The organism is Streptomyces sp. NPDC018000, from assembly GCF_044328025.1.
GTDB lineage: Bacteria > Actinomycetota > Actinomycetes > Streptomycetales > Streptomycetaceae > Streptomyces.
In genome coordinates this window covers 92,632-114,750 of record NZ_JBIRGM010000009.1, presented here as the reverse complement: position 1 = coordinate 114,750, position 22,119 = coordinate 92,632, and the positions used below count along the sequence as shown (strand labels likewise).

The window sequence follows — 22,119 nt, the reverse complement described above, 5'->3', positions numbered from 1 at the left end:
GTTTCGGCGCGGTCTCCTGCTGTCTCGGGCGGATCTCACGCCTCCGTTCGCCGGGTTGACCCGTGGTGGTCGCAGCAGCGATGGAATATCGCGCGGTACTCCCTCGGACGCCGGCCCGTGTGTCTGGCAAAGATGCCGCTGAACGTCCCGGAATCGCGGTACCCGACGTCAGCGGCGATGGTTGCGACGGTCCTGTCGGTCGTCTCCAGCAAGTGTTTGGCTCGACGCACCCGGACCGTCTGCAGGTACGCGAGTGGCGTCTCGCCGGTTTCGTCGCCGAAGCGACGGAGCATGGTTCTCGTGCTTACGTGGAACTCCTGGGCGAGGGTGGGCAGGTCATAGCGGGCACTGAGGTTCTGGTCGAGCCACCGCTTGACGCCGAGCGAAAACTCCCTGCCCACAGCGGGTATGAGCCCCGAGTCGACATAGGAAGCCTGCGTGGAACGTGCATCATCGACAAGCGCGATACGCGCGGTGCTGCGGGCGACGCGAGGACCGTCGTGCTCGCGTATGAACTGCAGCGCGAAGTCGTACATGGCGCTGAAGGCCGCTGTGGTGGTCACCCCCCGATCGGTCACAACCAGCTTCTCCGGGCGGAGGCGCACGTCGGCGTACCGGTCGGCGAACCTGTCCGCGAACAACCAGGACGTAGTCGCTTCGTGCCCGCCGAGCAGCCCGGATTCAGCGACCAGGAAGGCGCCCACGCAGATCGATACGACAGCGGTTCCCGAGGCCGCCTGCGATCGAATCGACGCTACTTCCGGTCCCAGGTCTGCGAGTGTCGCGTCGAGATCGAGCGTGGGCGAGAGTTCGAAGCCCGGCACGATCAGGACGTCTACGGGGCGTACCGCCGGGACGTCGATGACCGAGCCGCCGGACGCGATCACACACCTCCGGGGCGAGATGACCGACACCTCGTAACCCGGCTGAACCGACCCGTGCGCCGTGGCGACGTGAGTTGCCATCGTCAGGAGGTCGGGGACTGCGAACACTTCCGACGCGAAGCAGCCGGATTGACGTGCTCCCTGGCCTAAAGTCCAGGGATTCCGGCCTGGGTCAGCTGACCCTTCCGGGGGCTTCCTGCTTCAACGCGCTGTGCCGGGACTTTCGCCCTGGTCTTACCGGCGCTCTGCGAGGCGTTTAGCGTCTCCGCCCGTCCGGCGGCGACGATACGACGTCCTTCGAACAGGACGTTGCGGGCTGCGTTGTGGTCACGGTCGTGCACGGTGCCACACGCGCCACACGTCCACTCCCTCACATGCAGCGGCTTGGGACCGTCCCGAAATCCGCAGGCCGAACAGACCTGGGAGGACGGGAAAGCACGGCCCACCTTGACGAACATGCGGCCGTGCTTGACCGCCTTGTACTCCAGCATGCCCACGAACGCGGACCACCCCGCGTCATACACGGACTTGGCGAGCCGGGTACGGCCGAGACCGGACACCGCGAGATCTTCCACATACACCGCTTGGTTGTCGCGAATGATCTGCGTGGACACCTTGTGGTGCCAGTCCCGGCGCCGGTCCGCGACCTTGGCGTGCTGGCGTGCGACCTTGATACGGGCCTTGGCCCGGTTCTTCGACCCCTTGGCCTTGCGGGACAGCTCCCGCTGAAGACGCCTGAGTTTCTTCTCCGCCCTGCGCAGGAAGCGAGGGCTGTCGATCTTCTCGCCATTGGACAGGACCGCGAACACGGACAGACCCAGGTCGATACCCGACTCCGCCTCCACCCCGGGAAGGATGTCCGGCTCGGTGTCCACCACGAAGCTGAGGAAGTACCGCCCCGAACTGTCCTTGGTAACGGTCAGGGACGTAGGCGCGGCCGGAAGCCGACGAGACCATTTCACCTTGAGATCGCCGACCTTGGCCACATACACCGTGCCGTTCTCCTTCAGAGAGAAGGCATTGGTGTTGAGGCGGATCGACTGCCGGGTGTCCTTCTTCGACTTGTACCGGGGCGCCCCGACCTTCCGGCCCTGCCGCTTTCCCTTCAAACTGTCGAAAAAGTTCCTGTAGGCGGTGTCGAGATCCCGAAGGGACTGCTGCAGAACGACCGCCGACACATCGGCAAGCCAAGCCCGTTCCCCGGTGCGCTTGGCCTCGGTGATACGAAGCCGGGACAACTGGGCCGACGTCACATACGGCAGCCCCGCCGCGTGCGCTTCCTTCCGGTCGCGCAGGCAGTCGTTCCACACCACCCGGGCGCACCCGAACGCCCGGTCCAGCGCACGGCGCTGGGAGGCATCCGGATAAGCCCGGTAGTTGTAGCGAAGCTGCACAACCAAGACCCTAGTGTGATTGGTCTCATGAATCAGGAGAACGACTAAAGGCGCCGAAGACACGTGGTTTTGTCCACTTGGTCTTCGTGACAAGGTACCGGCGCGGAGTCTTCAACGACGAGATGCTGACACGCTGCGAAGAGATCACGCGCAAGGTGTGCGAGGACTTCGAGGCGGAACCGAAGGAGTTCAACGGCGAACGCGATCACGTCCACCTCCTGATCAACTACCGCCCAAGGTCGCCGTCTCCAAACTGGTCAAACAGCCTCAAGGGCGTCTCCGCCCGCCGGATACGCCAGGAATTCACCGGCCACACCAACCACGCCATCACGCACGGACACCTTGGTCGCCCTCGCACTTCTCGGCATCCTGCGGCGGAGCACCACTGCCGATCGTCCATGAGTACATCGAGCAGCAGAAACGCCCGCTCCAAAGTGCAGGTCAGAGCAGCCCTGAGACGCATCATCCCCGGCGTGAACACCAGGACCTTCTGCAAGAGTCCCGGTAAGCCAGCACACCCACCCGCAGCGGACTCATGCGGCCCCTCCAGCACCCTTGAACGGATGGCGATATTACCGGGATACATGGCGATGCCGCCGCTTCCCAGGAGGGCGGTCACTCGTCATCATCTCGATCATGACCACCGTGCGAGGACAGAAAGACCCCTTGGACGACTTCTCGCGAAGAGTCGTCAGCGTCGATGACGTCGACAAAACCGTGTACGTTGCCGGGTCGGGACCGGCAGTCATCCTCATGCCGGAGATGCCGGGTATCAGCCCCGACGTCGCGCGGTTCGCGCGTTGGGTGCGCGATGCCGGCTTCTCCGTGTACCTGCCCTCTCTTTTCGGCGTCGACGGCGCCTATCCGCTCCCCGAGGCGGGCGAGACCATCGTTCGACGCGCTTGCGTCAGCGCCGAGTTCCGGGCGTTTGCCGGTGGCGGCACCAGTCCCGTCGTCAGCTGGCTGCGCGGCCTCGCTCGCCTGACGCACGCCGAGCGTGGCGGGCCAGGTGTCGGCGCCGTCGGTCTGTGTTTTACCGGAAACTTCGCCCTGACCACGGCCCTCGAACCCGCTGTCATCGCACCCGTGGTCAATCATCCGTCGCTTCCGCTCGACGACCCCGGCGGCCTGGAGATCAGCGACGAAGACGCTGCTGCCGTGGCTGAACGGGTAGCGCGAGACGAATTGAAGGTTCTCGCCTACCGCTTCGACAACGACAGGTGGTGTACTGGCCAGCGGTTCGCGGCCTACCGAGCACTGCTCGGGGAGGCATTCGACGGCCGCGTACTCAAAGCCGAGACGGCGAACACGAACCCTCCGCCCTTCTTCCGTGACGTCGTCGGTTGCGCCCACAGCGTCGTCACAGCACACCTCGTCGACCAGGACGGCCACCCCACTGTGCAGGCCCGGAACGAGATCATCGCCTTCCTGGCCGAGCGGCTCGGGACGCGGCCGGAATGAGTCCCTGGCGCTCCAACACCTGGCGATGCGGCGGAGCGCCGCCCCTTCCCGACGTGATCTGACCGTCGGCCTGGCGTCCCGGCCCCGACGGACACCAACCGCCAAAACTCAAGAAGGGGCCGGTCACTGCTGATCAATCTGCAAGCCCTGCTTTCTTTGCCAATTCCATCAGGCCGGGCTTACTCCTCTGCTGCATGGAAAACAGCACTCTCAGAACCTCTCGGCTCATGGGGTGCCTGACACAGCGCCTCACCTCGGCGGGTGGCTCCCGGCGCGGTCCGTTCGGGTGCCCCTCCCCGGGAAGCCGGACCTCGCCACCTCGCGACATGTCACCGTATGCGCGTGATCGCACTCAATCGGTTAGCGGCAGCCATTGCTGCGACAGCCGTCCTCCTCAGCTTGCCCGCCGCGCCTGCACAGGCGGCGCCCCACTGGAACAAGAACATCAAGTGCAAGCAGACCGATCCGGACGGCAGGGTCATCCCCACGCGCATCGGCAACCATATGCTCGGCTGGAGCCACTTCTCCGGCAAGCACAACATCAGGAAGTGCAAGGTCGTCGACGCTGCCATCGCGGGCAAGGTCGACAAGAAGGCAGGGGGTCGCCTCGAATACTGGGGAAACGCCCTCCATGGCCGCAGTGTGTTGAAGATCGTCGTAGTCGTCCAGTACGCACGCAAGACGTCCGACGGCAAGTACGACGCCGGGGCGGGGCAGAAGATGGGCGTCATCACCGCCTACTGCAAGGGCATGAATAAGTGCCCGAACTGGCTGAACGAGTGACCTACATGTACGAAGAGATCGCAGAGCAGCAGGCAGACATCACCCGTCTGCTGCTTCACCACATCCACGCACCCCTCACCGACACCGCTTACCTTCGTGGCGTCCTCCCCGTCCCACCACCTGATGAGGCGATCCGCGTTGCCATCGGCGCCAAGGAGGACCGCGCTCCAGACCAGTTGCTCGCCTACGAGATCCCCATGCGTCAGGGCGACGACCTCGTCACCGCATACGACGTGATCGGAATCCTGCGCACCCTGCTCACCGGCACGCACCTCTACCCCAGCGACCACGTCAGCACCCTGATGGGCATGACCCTCGTCCGGGCGGACTCGGCTGCCGTGGAGCCGGCTGAGCCCACACCGGACGACAATGCCCTGACGATCCTGCGGACCATCGTCTCCCCCTACACCGAGGAGCAGCCAGACCCGCGCCTGCGCGGATTCCTCTTCTTGGGCCAGGACCGGCTGCGTCTGTACCTCGACACCGAGGACGTCCCCGGTGTGATCGCCGCAGACGTACGACCGTCCGGTGCCGTCACCGCACTGCTCGCGGCTCTGCCGTCCTTGATCACGGAGGAGGAACGGATGGTGGTGGACAGCAATGACCCGCACTGCTCCTGCGCGGTGGACCTCACGTACTGGTGAGGGAAGCTCGGAATGGGTGGCTGCCGAAAACGTTCATTCCGCACGGCTGCCCGGTGGATCAAGACTTACGACCTGGGGAGCAATTGGGCTCGGCGTCGCGACGGCCGTGCTGGGCGACGCTTTTCCTTTGCCCTATTGCTTCCCAGGTCACGGCTTCGAGGCCGCCCGGATCAGCCGCAGCTGCCCGATCTCAGCGACGTTCTTCATCAACTCGGCGTTCAGCCAGGCGACCATGTGTCCGATGGTGTTGTCCGGCGGGGTCTGCCACGGCAGTGTGGAGGCGGCATCCAGATCGGCGTCGGCGAGTTTGCCCAGGAACGCCAGCCACTGAGTACGCAGATCCTGGAGCCAGGCGACGGCTGCCGGTCCGTTGCCGGGCCAGGTGATGTCGGTACGCTCCCGGGGCGTACGTCCTTGTGCGTGATCGATGGCAGTGCTCCACCACCAGCCGATGTGCCAGCTCACCCAGCCGATGGTGGGAACGGGAATGGGGTCGGGCTCGGTATCGGCCCAGTCCGGCAGCCAGTTTCCGGCGGTGTCCGGGCAACCTCGACGGCGAGGTCGTGCATCGACGAGGCCCTGTCTCCCCGATCACGGAGGTTGAGTGACCAGGTCCTGCGTCGGATATCAGGAGGACGTTGGGCGGATCAGTCGGACACAATGCGGCAATGGTTGATCACGTTCGAAGTGCTCCACGCCCGGACTTCCTCAACAAGCCGTCGCTGAGGGGTGAACAGGTGCTGCTCCGGCCCGTCACGGTGGATGACGTGGCTGCGCTGATGCCGATGCTCCTGGACGCAGAGGCATCACGGTTGACCGGCAGTCATCACGACGGCGTGCCCGATGAGGGGCGAATGCGTGCCTGGTACGGCAGCCGCGCGGAGCAGGATGACCGGTTGGACCTTGCAGTGGTCGAGCAGGTGACGGGCAACGTCATTGGCGAGGCGGTCCTGAACGAGTGGGACCCGGTTAACGAAAGTTGCAACTTCCGCATCTGCCTGGTGCCCGGCACTTATGGATGCGGTTTGGGGACGGAGGCGACCCGTCTGATTGTCGGGTACGGCTTCGAGGGGCTGGGGCTGCACCGTATCTCGCTGGAGGTCTACACGTTCAATCCGCGAGCCCGCCGCGCCTACGAAAAGGTGGGGTTCGTCGCCGAGGGTGTGCTGCGTGACGCACTGCTCTGGGAGGGCGAGCGGGTGGACGCGACGGTGATGTCGATCCTGGCGCCGGAGTGGTTCCAGCACGGCGGACGTCCGGAGGCAGCCGGCCACGCGTCGGGCTGACCGTGCCGCTGGTGTCAGGTCGCTCGTTGTTCCGCTCCTTGGAAGACTCGCTCATGGTCCTGCGTCCGTGGGCCACGCCTTCGCTGACCGACGAGGCTTCGATCCGATCGCTGGTGAGGCCCAACTCTCGCCATGCGAGAGCCAGCGTCCGGTCGGGTATGCGGCATCAGCTCCATGTCCCGATGACGGTGGTTCGGGGTGGCGGCAGGCGGCTGACCCGAGTGGCGGCGGAGCCACTTTCGAAGCGTTCGGCGGCAGCAGGGGTGGTTGTAGGGGCCCACTGCAGAGGGACCGCCGGGCCCGGCTCAGGGCCGGGCGGGCCGGTGACGCGGCAGCCATAGCGCCATCAGCAGCAGTCCGCCCAGCAGCACCGTTCCGGCCGTGCGGAATGCCAGCGCGAATCCGGCCGTGAGTTCCTCCGGCCCGGTGCCGCCTCCGGTGCGTGCCGCCGCGACCGTGGAGAGTACGGCGAGACCGAGCGCAGCACCCATCGTGCGTGAGGTGTTGACGAGGCCGGAGACCAGGCCGGATTCGCCGGGGGCCGCGCCCGAGATGGCAAGGGAGGCGAGCGGGGTGGACGCAAGGCCCGTACCGGCCATCATCAGGACGCCGGGCAGGCAGACCGAGGTGAGGTAGGAGCCGTCGGCGCTCATCGTGGACTGCCAGCCGAAGCCCGCGGCGCCGATGGCCGTGCCGATGAGCGCCAGATTCTTCGCGCCGACCCTCGCCATGACGCGGGGCGCACACTTCGAGCCGAGGATGACGGCCAACGACGTGGGCAACAGGGCGATTCCGGCCTGCATCGGGGTGTAGCCCAGCACCGACTGCGCGTACACGGTCATGAAGAACCACATCGAGAACGTCGCGGAGCCGATCACGAGCATGGCCGCGTTCGCCGATGTCACCGCCCGCGTTCCGAGCACCCTGAGCGGCATCAGCGGTTCCGCGGTCCGGGCCTCGACCGCTACGAATGCGATGAGCAGCGCCATTCCGCCGAGCAGCGGCAGCAGGGTCGCCGCGGCCGTCCAGCCCTCCGCCTCGATCTGCACGATGCCGTACGCGACGGAGGCAAGGCCCGCCGTGACGAGGACCGCGCCCAGGAAGTCGATCCGCCGCCGGTCGCCCGTCCGGCCCTCGGCCAGCCAGATCGCGGCGCCGGCCAGGACGAGCACACCGATCGGCACGTTGATCAGCAGGACCCAGCGCCAGGAGAGCAGATCGGTGAGCACTCCGCCGATCAGCCCGCCCGCCGCGCCGCCGCCCGCGCCGACGGCCATCCAGGTGCCGATCGCTTTTGTCCTGGCCGGTCCCTCGGGGAACGCGGTGGTGAGCAGGGTGAGGGTCGCTGGGGAGAGTACGGCCGCGCCGAGCCCCTGCGCCGCGCGGGCGGCCAGCAACTGCCAGCCCTCCTGGGCGAGCCCGCCGGCCAGGGAGGCCGCGGTGAACAGACCGAGTCCTATGAGGAACATCCGCTTGCGGCCGTATATGTCGGCAGCGCGCCCGCCGAGCAGCATGAATCCCGCGAACGCGATGGAGTAGGCGTTGAGCACCCATTGCAGTCCGGCGGCGCTCATATCGAGATCGGAGCGCATGGACGGCAGGGCGACGTTGACGACGGACACGTCGAGCACGACGAGGAACTGTCCGACACAGGCGGCGAGCATCGCAGCCCAGGTGCGGGTGTCGGGTCGGTTGCGCGCGGGTACGGGCGTCGTGATGTCCACCATGGCGGTCATACTCGCAGCCGTCACGCACCCCGTACATCGGTATTCGGGCCGCCTCCGGCTCGGTCCGGCGATGTACGACCTCACCCGCGGTTGGCAGCGGGACGCGCGCCGATCGCCCCGCCGGTCTCCGCCGAACCCGCGCCTACCGCCGCAGCAGCGTCACCACCGCCGCCCCGCCGAGCCCGATGTTGTGTGCCAGGCCGATCCGGGCGTCCTTCACCTGCCTGCCCTGCGCCTCCCCCCTGAGCTGCCAGGTGAGTTCGGCGGCCTGGGCGATTCCGGTGGCGCCGAGCGGGTGCCCCTTGGAGATCAGTCCGCCGGACGGGTTGACCACCCACCGGCCGCCGTAGGTGGTGGCCCCGGACTCGACGAGTTTCCCGGACTCGCCCTCGCCGCACAGCCCGAGCGCCTCGTAGGTGAGGAGTTCGTTGATGGAGAAGCAGTCGTGCAGCTCGATGACGTCGAGGTCGGCGGCCGAGAGCCCGGAGGCCTCGTACACCTGCTGGGCGGCGGCCCGCGACATCGGCTGCCCCACGGCGTCGATGCAGGTCCCGGAGGCGAAGGAGTCGCCGGTGTCGGTGGTCATGGCCTGGGCGACGATCTCGACCGCCCGGTCGCCCAGATCGTGGCGCTCGACGAAGCGTTCCGATACGACGACGGCGGCGGCCGAGCCGTCGGAGGTGGGTGAGCACTGGAGTTTGGTCAGCGGGCGGTGGATGGTCTTCGCGGCGAGTATCTCCTCGACCGTGTACGGGTCCTGGAACTGGGCGTACGGGTTGTTCACCGAGTGCCGGTGGTTCTTGGCGCCGACCGCGGCGAGTTGTGCCTCTGTCGTCCCGTACCGCTCCATGTGCTCGCGGGCCGCGTTGCCGAATATCTGGGCGGTGGGCGGGCTCATCTCGAAGCCGTGGGCGGCGGCCATGATCCCGTAGTGCCGGGCCACGGGTGATGTCTTGAAGTCCGCGGCACCGCCGTCGGCGCCTCCGCCACCGAGCGCGCCGCGCGTCATCTTCTCGAAGCCGAGCGCGAGGACGCAGTCGCTGCTGCCGCCCTCGACGAACTGACGGGCCATCATCAGCGCCGTGGATCCGGTGGCACAGTTGTTGTTGACGTTGTAGACGGGGATCCCGGTCAGGCCGAGTTCGTAGACGGCGCGCTGACCGGCGGTGGAGGCCTGGAAGCAGTAGCCGACGGCGACCTGCTGGACCTGCTCGTACGCGAGGGAGGCATCGGTGAGCGCCGCGGCCCCGGCCTCCTTCGCCATGTCCCAGTACTGCCATTCCCGTGTCTCGGGCTTCTCGAACTTCGTCATTCCGACACCGACGATGTACGCCTTCATGAGCAAGTCCCTTCAATCGCGCGGGAGGCCGAGAATGCGCTCGGCGACGACATTGAGCTGAACCTGGGTGGTGCCGCCCGCGATGGTCAGACAGCGGGACATCAAGAAGCCGTGCAGGGCCCGCTCCCCCGCCCCTTCGCCGACCGCGCCGGCCGGCCCGAGCAGTTCGAGGGCCAGCTCGGCGACCTTCTGCTGGTGGGTGGTCTGGACGAGTTTGCGGACGGAGGCTCCCGCGCCCGGTTCGAGTCCGGACACCTGCCGCAGGGTGGTCCGCAGTCCGATGCAGGCGAGTGCGTGGGCCTCGGCAGCGAGTGCTCCGATGCGGGCCCTGTACGTACCGTCGAGTTCGCCGGAGCGGGCGATCAGCGCCTCGAGGCCGGTGTCGAAGGTCATCTGGTCGGCCATGTGGACGCGTTCGTTGCCGAGGGTGTTGCGGGCGACCCGCCAGCCGTCGCCGATCTCGCCGACGACGGCGTCGGCGGGCAGCAGTGCGTTGTCGAAGTACACCTCGTTGAAGAGGGAGTCGCCGGTGATCTCCTTCAGCGGGCGGATGTCGATTCCCTCGGTGTTCTTCATGTCGACGAGGAAGTAGCTGAGCCCCTGGTGCTTGGGGGCGTCCGGGTCGGTCCTGGCCAGCAGGATTCCGTGGTCCGCCCATTGGGCGGCGCTCGTCCACACCTTCTGCCCGTTGATCCGCCAGCCCTCGGCCGTCCGCTCGGCCTTCGTACGGAGCGAGGCGAGGTCGGAGCCCGCGCCGGGTTCGGAGAACAGCTGGCACCAGAGGAGTTCGCCGCGCAGGGTGGGCAGAAGGTAGCGGTCCTGCTGCTGTGCCGTCCCGTGGGCGATGAGCGAAGGGACGACCCAGGTGGCGATCCCGAGGTCGCTCAGCTTCACCCCCTGCTTCTTCAACTCCTGCTGCACGGCCAGCTGTTGGACCGGCCCGGCGCCCAGCCCGTAGGGGGCGGGGAGGTGCGGGGCGGCGTAGCCGGTCGGTGCGAGGGCGCGGCGGGCGGCCTTGGGGTCGAGGCCGCGGGCGGCGGCGACCGCTTCGCGCGCCCCGGTCCGGTGGGCGGCGGCCTCGGCGGGGAGTTCGAGGGTGAGTTCGCGGCGCGCTCCGCTCTCGGCCAGCCGTACGGCCCGCAGCCGGTGGGCGTCGCCGGCCCCCAGCAGTTGCCGGGCCACCAGGGCCCGGCGCAGATACAGATGGGCGTCGTGTTCCCAGGTGAAGCCGATGCCGCCGAGGATCTGGATGCAGTCCTTGGCGCAGCCGTACGCGGCGTCGAGTGCGTCCGAGGCGGCGAGGGCGGCGACCATGGACCGTACGTCCGGGTCCTCCTCCTCGTCGGCGGCGCGGGCCGCGTCCCACACCAGAGCGCGGGCTCGTTCGACCCGTACGAGCATGTCGGCGCAGAGGTGCTTGATGCCCTGGAACTGTCCGATGGGGCGGCCGAACTGTTCGCGGACCTTGGCGTATTCGACCGCGGTGTGCAGCGCTCTGGCCGCGGTTCCGCACGCCTCGGCGGAGAAGAGGACGGCTGCGAGGTCGCGGACGTAGGCACTGTCGGTCCGTATGACGCGTTCCACGGGGACGAGTACGCCTTCGGCGCGGATCTCGGCCGTGGGGCGGGTCGGGTCGGCGCTGCGGTGCGGGCGCGCGGTCAGCCCTTCGGTGGCGGCGTCGACGGCGAACCAGAGGGTGCCGGTGGCCGATTCGGCGGGCAGCAGGAGGAGGTCGGCGTCGGCGCCGGAGAGGACGGGCGGGGCCGTGCCGTCGAGCAGATGGCCGTCCTCGTGCTCCACGGCGGTGAGGGTGCCGGGGCCGAGGGCGACGGCTCCGATGCGCGTGCCGTCCGCGAGGTCGCGTACCGGCGCGTCCGCGCCCGACGCGTGCAGTACGGCGGAGGCGAGGGCGCTCGCGAGATACGGGCCGGGGAGTGCGGCCCGGCCCGCCTCTTCCAGGACCACGGCCAGATCGAGGAGTTGACCGCCCCCGCCCCCGTACTTCTCGGGCAGATGGATGGAGAGGAGGCCCTGTTCCGCGAGCCCGTCCCAGTGCCCGGGGCGCACGCCGGGCGTACCGGGGGCGTCCGCGTCGAGGAGCCGCCGCATCTCCTCCGGTGGTACGGCGCGCGCCAGCCAGCCCCGTACGGCCTGCGCCAGCTCTCTGTGTTCTTCGGTGATTCCGATGCCCATGCGGATCCTCGCCGGTCGCAGCCACTGGAACGGCGCAAGAGTAGAACACGTTCCAATCTGACGGAAGGTCAGGTGACAGTTGGATCGCGGGATGCGTCGAACCAGGTGCGGCCCCCGCACTCTCCGCATCCCGCCCGGGCAACGGGCTGCCGGTCGGCGCCGATCCGGTGCTGAGCGTCAGCGCACCGGAGCGTCGAACCTCGGTGTCGTCGTGAGCAGATGAGAGACGTCCGATCCGGCCGGAAGCTCCTGCGGCTGTGCGCCGCGGGTGAACAGCCGGGCGGGACGGGCGCCCTGCACCTGGGCCTGGTGCCCGTTGACCCGTAGCCATGCCCCCTCGCGCAGGCCGAGCACCGGCACGTCGTTCTCCTCGAGGAACTCGGTGAGCCGCTCCTCGCGGGTCTCGCCCTTGTGGGTGCTCTCCGGGTCCGGGTCCAGATAGTGCGGGTTGATCTGGAACGGGACGAGGCCGAGCGTCTCGAAGGACGGCGGCTGCACGATGGGCATGTCGTTGGTGGTGCGGAGGGTGGGCGCCGCCATGTTCGTACCCGCGCTGGCTCCCATGTACGGCAGCCCGCCGCGCACCGCTTCGATCACGGCGTCCCGCAGACCGGTCCGGTACAGGGCGCTCAGCAGCCGGAAGGAGTTTCCGCCGCCGATGAACACGGCGTCGGACGCGGCGAGTTCGGCGACCGGATCGGCGTTCTCGTGGACCCCGCGGACACTTATGCCGGACGGCGTGAGTGCGTCGCGGACGCGTGCGGTGTACGCGGTGTGGTCGGCGAGCGCATAGGGGACGAAGGCCAGTCGGGCGCCGGATGGCAGGAATGCGGAGACGGTGTCCATGGCGTGTTCCAGATAACCGCGGCCGTACTGGGTGGAGTTGGAGAGCAGCAGCAGATTCACGGGTTCCTCTTGGTTTCTCTTGGGGCGAAGGGCCGCGTTCGGGCGAAGGGCCGCCTTCGGGCGAGGCTTTCTCTTCGGGTCAGGTGGTGCGCGCGCGACGGGCGCGGGGCTTCGGGCGTTGCGGAGGCTGGGTGAGCCGCCTCTCCAGCAGCTGGGCCGCGTGGCGCAGGGCGTCGAGCCGGTCGTCCGGCGCCCCGCGGAAGAGTTCCTCGGCGCCGCCGAGGCTGAGGCTCCCGTACGGTTCGCGCCCGAGGAAGACCGGCACGGCGACGGTCGCGATACCGGTGTCGTACTCGCCGACCGTCCAGGCGTACCCCTGTGCGCGGATCTTGAGGAACTCCTCCTCCAGCCGGTCCAGGTCGGTGACCGTCCGGTCGGTGAAGCGGGCCATCGGGCGGCCCCGGAAGAGCCGGTGGCGCTGCTCGTCGGGCAGATACGCGTAGTACGACTTGCTGGTCGCCCCGGCGTGCGCCGGGTAGAGCTCGCCGACCAGCGGGTGGTAGCGCAGCGGTCCGGCCTCTCCTTCCTCCGCGGCTACGCACCGCATGTGGAAGCTGTCCGGCAGGCAGAACAGGACCGTGTCGCCGGTGACCCGGCGCAGCTCCTCCAGGACCGGCCCGGCCAGCAGCTCCAGTGATCCGGAACGCTCCCAGAGCCTGCCCAGGCGCAGCACGGCGGGGCCGATGCGATAGCGGCGGGTGACCGGGTCCGAGACGAGGAAGCCGCGCCCGGCAAGGGTGGCGAGCAGCCGCTGGGCCACCGAGGTGTCCCAGCCGAACTCCTCGGCGACTTCGGTGACGCCCCAGTCGGGCCGGGTCCGTTCGAAGGCGAGCAGCACGAGGAGCGCCCGGTCGACAGTTTGCAGCGCCCCGGCGGGCGTGCGCCGGTCCAGATTGAAGTCCGCCATCGTCATCTCACCATTCAGACCTGGATTGCAAATAACGGGAAACAGTTGCGTTCAACGCTATCCGATCCCGAATGTTTCCTCAGCACTCCGCCCCGCGCTTCCCCCGTCGAGCGCCGGCCCGGGTGCCCGGATGATCAAGAAAGGCCCCCATGTTGAAGTACGTGCTGGACATCGTCGATCTGTTGGACGATCCCCAGGTCAATGGCAAGACGGTCGCCGAGTACCTCGATTCCGTGAGCGGGGCCGAGGGTTCGTCGGCGCAGGTCACCACGGTCGCGGGCGAGCAGGGCTCGACGGACTTCGTGATGGTCCGCATCCCGGGCGCACAAGGACGTACGTCCGGGGGCAACGCCCGCACGCTGGGCGTGGTGGGCCGGCTGGGCGGCATCGGTGCCCGGCCCGAGGTGACCGGCATGGTCTCCGACGCCGACGGTGCGGTCGCCGCGATCGCCGCCGCCGCCAAGCTGCTCGACATGCGCCGTCGTGGCGATGTGCTGCCCGGCGACGTGATCGTCGCCACCCACATCTGTCCGAACGCGCCGACCGAGCCGCACGACCCGGTGCCGTTCATGGGCTCGCCCGTGGACATCGCCACCATGAACCGCCACGAGGTGGCCGTCGAGATGGAGGCCGTGCTCTCCATCGACACCACCAAGGGCAACCGGATCATCAACCACAAGGGCCTCGCCCTGTCGCCCACCGTCAAGGAGGGCTGGGTGCTCCGGGTCGGCGAGCAGCTCGGCGAGCTGCTCGCCGTGGTGACCGGTGAGCCGTTGGTCACGTTCCCGGTGACCACGCAGGACATCACCCCATACGGTAACGGTGCACACCACATCAATTCGATCCTGCAGCCCTCCACCGCGACGGCCGCCCCGGTCGTCGGCCTGGCCATCACCTCGGCCGCCGCGGTACCGGGCTGCGGCACGGGCGCGAGCCACGAGACGGACATCGCGTCCGCCGCCCGCTACGCCGTGGAGGTCGCCAAGGCCTACGGCAGTGGCCATCTGGACTTCCACGACGCGGTGGAGTTCGACAACCTCGTCAACCGCTACGGGTCGCTGGCTCACCTGCAGACCTTCGGCCGTACACCCCAGGAGTCCTGATGGCAGCCACCCCGCAGGCCGAGGCCGTGGCCCCCGAGGCCAAGAACATCGGCAGCGACGACTACGCGCTCTCCCGTGTCCCGCGTGACAAGCGGTTCGGCTTCTGGTCCATGCTGCTGCAGTGGCTGGCCCAGTCCGGCTCGATCTCGCAGTTCACCCTCGGCGCCACCATCGGTGTCGGCATGACCTTCGGGGACGCCTTCCTCGCCTTCACGCTCGGCGCGGTGATCCTGGAGGTCGTGATCTTCGCGATCGGTATGGCCGGTATGCGCGAGGGTCTGGCGACCCCGTTGCTGACCCGCTGGGCCGGCTTCGGCCGCAACGGATCGGCGCTGGTCAGCTTTGTCATCGCGGTCAGCCTGGTCGGCTGGTTCGGCGTCCAGAACACGATCTTCGGCGACAGCGTCTCGGCGCTGGTCGGCGGCCCGTCCTGGCTGTGGTGCGTGCTGGCGGGCATCGCCATCACCGCACTGGTGATCTTCGGCTTCCGCTACATGGCCGTCTTCGCCAAGATCGTGACGCCGCTCTTCTTCGGGATGGTCGCGTGGTCGATCGTCTCGACGCTGAAGGACCACTCCATCAGCGATCTGATCCACTCGCCGCCCCCCGGCGATCCGACCCCGCTCGCCGTCGCCGCCACCGCCATCGCGGGCGGCTTCATGACCGGTGCGATCGTGGCCCCGGAGATGACCCGGTACAACAAGAAGGGCTCGCACGTCTTCCTGCAGAGCGCCTCGTCGATGATCCTCTCCGAGTACATCGTCGGCATGACCGGTGTGCTCCTCGGCCACCTGGTCAAGAGCAGCGAGGTCTCGCACATCGTGCTCTCCACCTCCGGTGTCTTCGGCGTCATGGTGGTCCTGATGTCCACCGCGAAGATCAACGACTGGAACCTGTACGGCTCCTCGCTCGGCGTCGTCAACTTCTTCCAGGTCGTCTTCGGCAAGCGGATGCACCGCGGCGCGGTCACGATCGTCCTGGGCATCGCGGGCACGGTCCTGTCCGCGGTCGGGATCATGACCCACTTCACCGATTTCCTCTCCGTCCTCGGAGTCGCGATCCCGCCGATCGGCGGCATCATCGTGGCCGAGTACTGGGTCGTGAAGCGCATGCGCAAGCCGCTGGACGACACCCGGGAGTCCGAGACCCTGCCGAAGACCTCGCCGACCTGGGTGCCGATGTCCCTGGTGATCTGGGTCGTGGCGTTCTGCGTCGGCAAGTTCTACGACGGCGGCATCCCGGCCCTGAACTCGCTGGCCACCGCCTTCATCCTGTACTGCGTCCTCGGCCTGCTGGGCTGGGTGAAGCCGTACGGCACCTCTACCCTGGACGACGAGGACGCCGCCCCCGCCGCCCGCGCGACAACCTCTGTGGGAGCAGCATGACCACCCCCGACCCCACCGCCGCTCTTGTCCCGGCCTCCGACGAGGCCCAGGACGAGGTCATCGAACTCTGCGCCGAACTGATCAGGTTCGACACCTCCAACCCCACCAGCAACGAGCGTGCGAGCGCCGACTGGGTGGTGGGCCGCCTCGCCGAGGTGGGCATCGACTCCGAACTGGTCGAGTCCGCCCCGGGCCGCGCCAATGTCATCGCCCGTATCGCGGGCAGCGACCCCGGGCGCGGCGCCCTCCTGGTCCACGGTCATCTGGACGTCGTACCCGCCGACGCCTCCGAGTGGCAGGTCCCGCCGTTCTCCGGCGAGATCCGTGACGGCTATCTGTGGGGCCGCGGCGCGATCGACATGAAGGACACGGTGGCCGTCATGCTGGCCACCGCCCGCCACTTCGCCCGTACCGGCACCAAGCCGTCGCGCGACCTGGTCCTCGCCTTCCTCGCCGACGAGGAGGCGGGTGGGAAGTTCGGCGCCCACTGGCTGGTCGAGCACCGGCCGGAGCTCTTCGCCGGGGTCACCGAGGCGATCGGCGAGGGCGGCGGCTTCTCCTTCGCCATCGACGACACCCGTCGCCTCTACCCGATCGAGAACGCCCAGCGCGGCATGGCCTGGATGGAGCTCACCGCCACCGGCCGGGCCGGCCACGGCTCGTCCCCCAACAACGAGAACGCCGTCACCGATCTCGCCGAGTCGCTGGCCCGCATCGGCCGCGAGACCTTCCCGATCCGCCTGATCGAGCCGGTCCGCGCCCTGCTCGAAGAGGCCGCCCGCCTCTACGGTGTCGAGTTCGACGAGAACGACATCGAGGGCAGCCTCGCCAGGCTGGGCCCGGTCTCCGACTTCATGCAGGTGGTGCTCCGCAACTCCGCGAACCCCACCATGTTCAGCGCGGGCTACCAGACCAACGTCATCCCCGGAAAGGCGACCGCCCGGGTGGACGGCCGCTTCCTCCCCGGCCACGAGCAGGAGCTGATCGACACCATCGACAAGCTTCTCCTCCCCTCGGTCACCCGCGAGTGGGTCAACCACGACATCGCGATGGAGACGACGTTCGACGGCCCGCTGGTCGACGCCATGTGCGAAGCCGTACGCGCCGAGGACCCGGACGGCCACCCCGTCCCGTACTGCAACCCCGGCGGCACCGACGCCAAGGCCTTCACACACCTCGGCATCCGCTGCTTCGGCTTCAAGGGCCTCAAGCTCCCGCACGACCTGGACTACGGCCGGCTCTTCCACGGTGTGGACGAACGCGTCCCGCTGGAGGGCCTGCGCTTCGGCGTCCGTGTCATGACCAGGCTCTGGCAGAGCTGCTGACCTCCATATCGCAGCCCTGCCGGGGGCGCCCCGACCCGGGCTCACCCCACGTACGCCCCCGCCGATGCCTTCGGCGGGGGCGTACGGCACGATGGGGCGCCGTCGAACGCGTACCCCCGCTGAACCGTCCCCGCCAGGAGGAACCGTGCCCGCCGAGTCCGTCGTCGAGCCCAAGCCCGAGATTCTCGCCGCCTTCCAGGCCGCCAAGGGCTTCATGCCGGTGGTCGAGGGAGTCGCGCTGTACGAGGCCGCCTCCGAGGCCGCCGCGCTGGGGCTGCCGATCCTCGAGGTCGGGACGTACTGCGGGCGCTCCACCATCCTGCTCGCCGATGTCGCCCGGTCGGCCGGTGTGACGGCTCTCACCGTCGACCACCACCGCGGCAGCGAGGAGCAGCAGCCGGGCTGGGAGTATCACGACCCGACCGTCGTGGACCCGGAGGTCGGCCGGATGGACACGCTGCCGACGTTCCGCCGGACCCTGCACGCGGCCGGGCTCGAAGACCATGTCGTGGCACTGGTCGGACGGTCCCCGCAGGTCGCGGCCGTCTGGGGCGGGAAGCTCGGCTTCGTCTTCATCGACGGCGGGCACACCGACGAGCATGCGAACGGTGACTACGAGGGCTGGGCGCCGCATGTCGCCGAGGGTGGTCTGCTCGTGATCCACGATGTGTTCCCGGACCCCGCGCACGGCGGCCAGGCCCCGTACCGTGTCTACCGGCGGGCGCTGGCCTCCGGCGCGTTCACCGAGGTGTCGGTGACGGATTCGCTGCGGGTGCTGCGCCGCACGGGACCAGGGATCTGAGGGCTACGCCCCCGATAGCATCGCGGGGTGCCGTACGACGAGAGCGTTCTCCCCACACCGCGCCGCCTGTCCCTGCCAGGGCGTGTTTCGAAAGTCCGGTCCGGCCGGGGGCGTCCGGCACGCACGTTCGCCGCGCTCGCAGTCGTGTGCCTGAGTGCCTCAGGCTGCGGCGCGGGCGGTGGCAGTGGCGGGGAGCAGGACCTGCCCCGGCAGGGCGGCAGCGGTACCTCCACCGCGCCGACGTCGGCCTCGCCGTCGAAGAGCGCTCCGGTGCCGGAGAAGACATCCGCGTCCGCCGCCCCGTCCGCGAAGCCCTCGAAGTCCGCGGGCGGCCGGGCGTCGGGGCCGCTGTCCGGGAAGACCGTCGTCATCGACCCCGGGCACAACCCCAACAACCGTCTGCACACCCGCGAGATCAATCGCCAGGTGGACATCGGCACCACGCACAAGGAGTGCGACACCACCGGCACCTCGACCGGCTCAGGCTACGCGGAAGCCCAGTTCACCCTTGACGTGTCGCACCGGCTGCGCACACTCCTGGAGGCGCAGGGGGCGAAGGTCGTGCTGACGTACGACAACGACCGCCCGTACGGACCGTGCATCGACGAACGGGCCCGGATCGGCAACGACGCCAAGGCCGATGCGGTGGTCTCGGTGCACGCGGACGGTTCCGCGGTCGGCAATCGCGGCTTCCATGTGATCCTCCCCGCACTGGTGAGGGGAGGAGCGGCGGACACCTCGAAGATCGTCGAACCGTCGCGCGATCTCGGCACCCGGATCGCCGGTCTCTTCGTACGCGAAACTGGAAGTGCGCCTTCCAATTATGTGGGCGGCAATACCGGGTTGGACATCCGCAAGGACCTGGGCGGACTGAATTTGTCGACCGTGCCCAAAGTGTTCATCGAATGCGGCAATATGCGTGATCCGAAGGACGCCGCCCTGCTCACCAGTGCGAGCTGGCGCCAGAAGGCGGCACAAGGCATTGCCGATGGCATCAGCAGCTATCTGAAGGGGTAGCAAGGGGTAGTTCTGAGGTGATATTGGGGGGAAGTGGGTCCGAGGTCCGGGCAGGGGCACAACCCGTCCGGGCAGACGATAGATTCATCCGTACCATGGGGAGCCGCCCCCCAGCTTCGCGCCGTGTCTGCCGTACCCGTACAGGCCGTAGCGACGACCGCCCGACGAGACGACCGACTAAGGACCTTCACGTGAATATCCGCTCCCTCACTCGAGGCGACGGCGTGGTGATCGGAGCAGCGGTGGTGCTGTTCATCGCCTCCTTCCTCGACCTCTCCGGCTTCGATTGCCCCACCGGCCTCAACTGCTCCGACTTCAATGCCCCGAACGCCTGGGACAGCCTCGGGGTCCTCATGAGCGTCTTCGTGGCCGGAATCATCGGTGCGGCGCTGGTCGTTGTGGGCCGCGCCATGCCGAACCGCAAGGTCGTAGGCCTCGACCTCGGCCAGTTCGGGGCCGCCTTCAGTGTCTTCGCGCTCTGGACGGCCTTCTGGGTGACCATCGACGCCAACGACGCGGGCCCCAGCCTGATCCTCGGCCTGCTCGCGACCATCGTGCTCGCGGGCGGCGCGATCGCCACCCCGCTCGTCCCCGCGCTCAAGGCCCCCCTGGTCAGCGCCCCGCGTCCGCAGGCCGTGCAGTCGCCGTACGGCGGCCAGCCGCAGCCCGGCCAGGGATACGGGTACCCCGGCACCCAGCAGCAGCCTTACGGTGCGCAGCCGGGTCAGGCGCAGCCTTACGGTGCGCAGCCGCAGGCCGGTCAGCCGCAGCCGCAGCAGGCTCCGGCGGCCGGTGCACCGTCCGGTGACTTCGCACCGTTCTGGTTCGCGGTGCCGGTGGCCCGCCCGCTGTACGGGGAGGACGGTTCGCCGACGCCGATCGCCGAGCTGGCGCCCGGCACCTGGTACCTCGCGGTGGAGCAGCGCGGTCCGGGCCTCATCGCCCAGACGCAGGACGGCCGTCGTGGTGTGCTCCAGGACACCACGGGCATCCAGCGCGGCTGAGTCCACGCTTCCGCAGCACGAACAGCGGCCTCTCGCCCCTTCCGGGCGGGGGGCCGCTGTCGTACCCTCCGTTCGTGCGTCACGATCTGACGTGACGTCAGAACTGCTGGGAGGCAGCGGAATGCGGCTCGGACTCGCGCTCGGTTACTGGGGCCGCGGCCCGAACCCCGCCCATCTGGAGCTCGCCCGGGAGGCGGAGGAGCTGGGTTATGGATCGGTGTGGACGGCGGAGGCCTGGGGCTCCGACGCGTTCACCCCGCTGACCTGGATCGCCGCGCACACCTCCCGCATCCGACTGGGCACCGGTATCGCGCAGATGGCGGCGCGCACCCCGACCGCGACCGCCATGCACGCCCTGACCCTCGACCATCTCTCCGGCGGCCGGATGATGCTCGGCCTGGGCCTGTCCGGGCCGCAGGTGGTGGAGGGCTGGTACGGGCGGCCGTTCCCGAAGAGCCCGCTGACCGCGACCCGCGAGTACGTCGACGTCATCCGCCAGGTACTCAGCCGCGAGGCCCCCGTTGAGCTGGACGGGCGCTTCCACTCCCACCCGTACAACGGTCCGGACGCCACCGGTCTGGGCAAGCCGCTGAAGCCGATCACCCATCCGCTGCGGTCCCGGCTGCCTGTACTGCTCGGGGCGGAGGGACCGAAAAACATCGCACAGACGACGAGGATCGCCGACGGCTGGCTGCCGCTGTACTGGTCGCCGCTGCGCACCGATGTGTACGAGGCGTCGCTCACGGACCTGCCCGACGGATTCGTGATCGCACCCATGGCCCGTGCGCAGGTCTGTGACGATGTCGCCGAGGGGCTGTTGCCGGTGAAGGCGATGCTCGGCTTCTACATCGGGGGGATGGGGCACGCGGCCCGTAATTTCCACGCCGATCTGATGGCGCGGATGGGTTTCGAGGAGGAGGCGCGGCGGATCCAGCAGCTGTTCCTCGAAGGGCGCAAGGAGGAGGCGGTGCTGGCAGTGCCGGACGCGTTCGCCGATGAGATCTCGCTCGTCGGTCCGCGTCAACGCATCGCGGAGCGCCTGGAGTTGTGGCGCAAGGGGCCGGTGACCGATCTGCTGGTGACGGCACCGGACCCGCACACCCTCCGGGTGCTCGCGGAGCTCAACTGACGACCTCACCCAGGGGGTGCCGGCGAGTTCCTCCGGCGCGGCTCGGACCGTCTCGGTGATCAGCTCCAGCCGGCTCAGGTCGCGTACCGCGGCCGGCTCGCGTCCCGCCGGGATCAGCCCTGTGGAATCAGCTTTCCCCGCTTGAGTACGAGTGTCTTGTCGCAGGCGGCGGCGACATCCCCGGAGTGCGTGACGACGATCACGCACTTGCCGTCATCGTGGGCCAGTTTCTGGAAGACCTCGATGATGCCTGCGGCGGTCTCGTGGTCAAGGGCACCAGTCGGCTCGTCGGCGAAGAGGATGTCGACCTCGCAGGCCAGTGCCCGGGCGATGGCCACGCGCTGCTGTTGGCCGCCGGAGAGTTGGAGGGTGCGGCGGGTACGGTCCTCGGGCTCGATGCCGAGGAGCCCGAGCAGTTCGTTGGCGCGCTGCTTCCTGCCGCCGCCCCTGACACCGGTGATCTCCATGGCGGAGGTGACATTCTGGACGGCGTTCATGTAGGTGAGCAGGTTCAGCGACTGGAACACGGTGGCCACGTGCCGGTTGCGGTACGTGCCGAGGCCCACTTCGGCCACATCGCGGCCCTTGAAGCGGACGCTGCCCGAGGTGGGTGCGTCGAGCCCGCTGGCCAGGGACAGCAGTGTCGTTTTGCCGGAGCCGGACGGGCCGACAATGGCGTACATGTGGCCGGCCTCGAAGGTGTACGAGACGGACTTGAGGACGACGCGGCGACGGCTGCCGGTGCTGTACGTGCGGCTCACGTCGGCGAGTTCGAGTATCGGCGCGGTCGTACCGCCGGGTGCGTGCGTGTCGGTGGGTGTGCTCGTCAC

19 protein-coding genes and 2 pseudogenes are annotated in these 22,119 nt (G+C 68.6%); 12 read left to right on the top strand and 9 right to left on the bottom strand.

Annotated features, from left to right (window positions below):
* Window positions 1-35 precede the first annotated feature (35 nt).
* Window positions 36-992 carry a GlxA family transcriptional regulator gene (locus ACH4EW_RS20410; RefSeq protein ID WP_398258741.1) on the bottom strand — a complete coding sequence of 319 codons (957 nt, stop codon included), beginning with the start codon at window positions 990-992 and terminating at the stop codon, window positions 36-38.
* A 38-nt stretch (window positions 993-1,030) separates the two neighbouring features.
* Complete coding sequence (locus ACH4EW_RS20405; RefSeq protein WP_398258894.1) at window positions 1,031-2,278, bottom strand: RNA-guided endonuclease InsQ/TnpB family protein; 1,248 nt, start codon at window positions 2,276-2,278, stop codon at window positions 1,031-1,033.
* A 77-nt stretch (window positions 2,279-2,355) separates the two neighbouring features.
* On the opposite strand from ACH4EW_RS20405, the pseudogene tnpA reads away from it, so the two are divergent.
* The 4 genes and pseudogenes from tnpA to ACH4EW_RS20385 form a co-directional block, all read left to right on the top strand.
* Window positions 2,356-2,705, top strand: a pseudogene (gene tnpA, locus ACH4EW_RS20400) (IS200/IS605 family transposase); the annotation flags it as partial.
* A 209-nt stretch (window positions 2,706-2,914) separates the two neighbouring features.
* Entirely contained in the window at window positions 2,915-3,739 is an 825-nt protein-coding gene (locus tag ACH4EW_RS20395) for a dienelactone hydrolase family protein (RefSeq protein WP_398258739.1), read from the top strand.
* A 342-nt stretch (window positions 3,740-4,081) separates the two neighbouring features.
* Window positions 4,082-4,522, top strand: coding sequence for a hypothetical protein (locus ACH4EW_RS20390; protein WP_398258737.1), 441 nt, complete (start codon window positions 4,082-4,084; stop codon window positions 4,520-4,522).
* 5 nt (window positions 4,523-4,527) lie between these two features.
* Window positions 4,528-5,166 carry a hypothetical protein gene (locus tag ACH4EW_RS20385; protein WP_398258735.1) on the top strand — a complete coding sequence of 213 codons (639 nt, stop codon included), beginning with the start codon at window positions 4,528-4,530 and terminating at the stop codon, window positions 5,164-5,166.
* 147 nt (window positions 5,167-5,313) lie between these two features.
* Here the strand turns inward: ACH4EW_RS20385 and ACH4EW_RS20380 are convergent.
* A pseudogene (locus ACH4EW_RS20380) lies at window positions 5,314-5,697 on the bottom strand (DinB family protein); the annotation flags it as partial.
* A 137-nt stretch (window positions 5,698-5,834) separates the two neighbouring features.
* On the opposite strand from ACH4EW_RS20380, the gene ACH4EW_RS20375 reads away from it, so the two are divergent.
* Entirely contained in the window at window positions 5,835-6,452 is a 618-nt protein-coding gene (locus tag ACH4EW_RS20375) for a GNAT family N-acetyltransferase (RefSeq protein WP_398258892.1), read from the top strand.
* A gap of 305 nt (window positions 6,453-6,757) precedes the next feature.
* On the opposite strand, the gene ACH4EW_RS20370 is transcribed toward ACH4EW_RS20375, so the two are convergent.
* The 5 genes from ACH4EW_RS20370 to ACH4EW_RS20350 form a co-directional block, all read right to left on the bottom strand.
* Window positions 6,758-8,179, bottom strand: coding sequence for an MFS transporter (locus ACH4EW_RS20370; RefSeq protein WP_398258733.1), 1,422 nt, complete (start codon window positions 8,177-8,179; stop codon window positions 6,758-6,760).
* Window positions 8,180-8,321: 142 nt separating this feature from the next.
* Window positions 8,322-9,518 (bottom strand): lipid-transfer protein, encoded by a 1,197-nt coding sequence (locus ACH4EW_RS20365; RefSeq protein WP_398258731.1) that lies wholly within the window; start codon window positions 9,516-9,518, stop codon window positions 8,322-8,324.
* Between the two features lie 12 nt (window positions 9,519-9,530).
* A complete protein-coding gene (locus ACH4EW_RS20360; protein ID WP_398258729.1) occupies window positions 9,531-11,711 on the bottom strand; it encodes an acyl-CoA dehydrogenase in 2,181 nt (726 codons plus the stop codon).
* A 177-nt stretch (window positions 11,712-11,888) separates the two neighbouring features.
* Entirely contained in the window at window positions 11,889-12,617 is a 729-nt protein-coding gene (gene pepE / locus ACH4EW_RS20355) for a dipeptidase PepE (protein ID WP_398258727.1), read from the bottom strand.
* A 79-nt stretch (window positions 12,618-12,696) separates the two neighbouring features.
* Complete coding sequence (locus ACH4EW_RS20350) at window positions 12,697-13,524, bottom strand: IclR family transcriptional regulator (protein ID WP_398258725.1); 828 nt, start codon at window positions 13,522-13,524, stop codon at window positions 12,697-12,699.
* Window positions 13,525-13,673: 149 nt separating this feature from the next.
* Here ACH4EW_RS20350 and ACH4EW_RS20345 point away from each other — a divergent pair, with 149 nt between their 5' ends.
* From ACH4EW_RS20345 to ACH4EW_RS20315, 7 genes are all read left to right on the top strand, one after another.
* A complete protein-coding gene (locus ACH4EW_RS20345; protein ID WP_398258723.1) occupies window positions 13,674-14,627 on the top strand; it encodes a DUF1177 domain-containing protein in 954 nt (317 codons plus the stop codon).
* The gene (locus ACH4EW_RS20340) at window positions 14,627-16,012 is read left to right on the top strand and encodes a cytosine permease (protein ID WP_398258721.1); all 1,386 of its coding nucleotides are present in this window, start codon (window positions 14,627-14,629) and stop codon (window positions 16,010-16,012) included. Before ACH4EW_RS20345 ends, ACH4EW_RS20340 begins: the two co-directional genes overlap by 1 nt.
* A complete protein-coding gene (locus tag ACH4EW_RS20335) occupies window positions 16,009-17,337 on the top strand; it encodes a M20/M25/M40 family metallo-hydrolase (protein WP_398258719.1) in 1,329 nt (442 codons plus the stop codon). The genes ACH4EW_RS20340 and ACH4EW_RS20335 overlap by 4 nt, the downstream gene beginning before the upstream one ends.
* 214 nt (window positions 17,338-17,551) lie before the next feature.
* On the top strand, window positions 17,552-18,139 hold the full coding sequence (locus ACH4EW_RS20330; protein WP_398258890.1) for a class I SAM-dependent methyltransferase: 588 nt from the start codon (window positions 17,552-17,554) through the stop codon (window positions 18,137-18,139).
* Between the two features lie 27 nt (window positions 18,140-18,166).
* The gene (locus ACH4EW_RS20325; RefSeq protein WP_398258717.1) at window positions 18,167-19,156 is read left to right on the top strand and encodes an N-acetylmuramoyl-L-alanine amidase; all 990 of its coding nucleotides are present in this window, start codon (window positions 18,167-18,169) and stop codon (window positions 19,154-19,156) included.
* A 191-nt stretch (window positions 19,157-19,347) separates the two neighbouring features.
* Complete coding sequence (locus tag ACH4EW_RS20320; protein ID WP_398258715.1) at window positions 19,348-20,160, top strand: hypothetical protein; 813 nt, start codon at window positions 19,348-19,350, stop codon at window positions 20,158-20,160.
* Between the two features lie 121 nt (window positions 20,161-20,281).
* Window positions 20,282-21,289, top strand: coding sequence for an LLM class F420-dependent oxidoreductase (locus ACH4EW_RS20315; protein ID WP_398258888.1), 1,008 nt, complete (start codon window positions 20,282-20,284; stop codon window positions 21,287-21,289).
* 113 nt (window positions 21,290-21,402) lie between these two features.
* On the opposite strand, the gene ACH4EW_RS20310 is transcribed toward ACH4EW_RS20315, so the two are convergent.
* Window positions 21,403-22,119, bottom strand: coding sequence for an ABC transporter ATP-binding protein (locus ACH4EW_RS20310; RefSeq protein ID WP_398258713.1), 717 nt, complete (start codon window positions 22,117-22,119; stop codon window positions 21,403-21,405).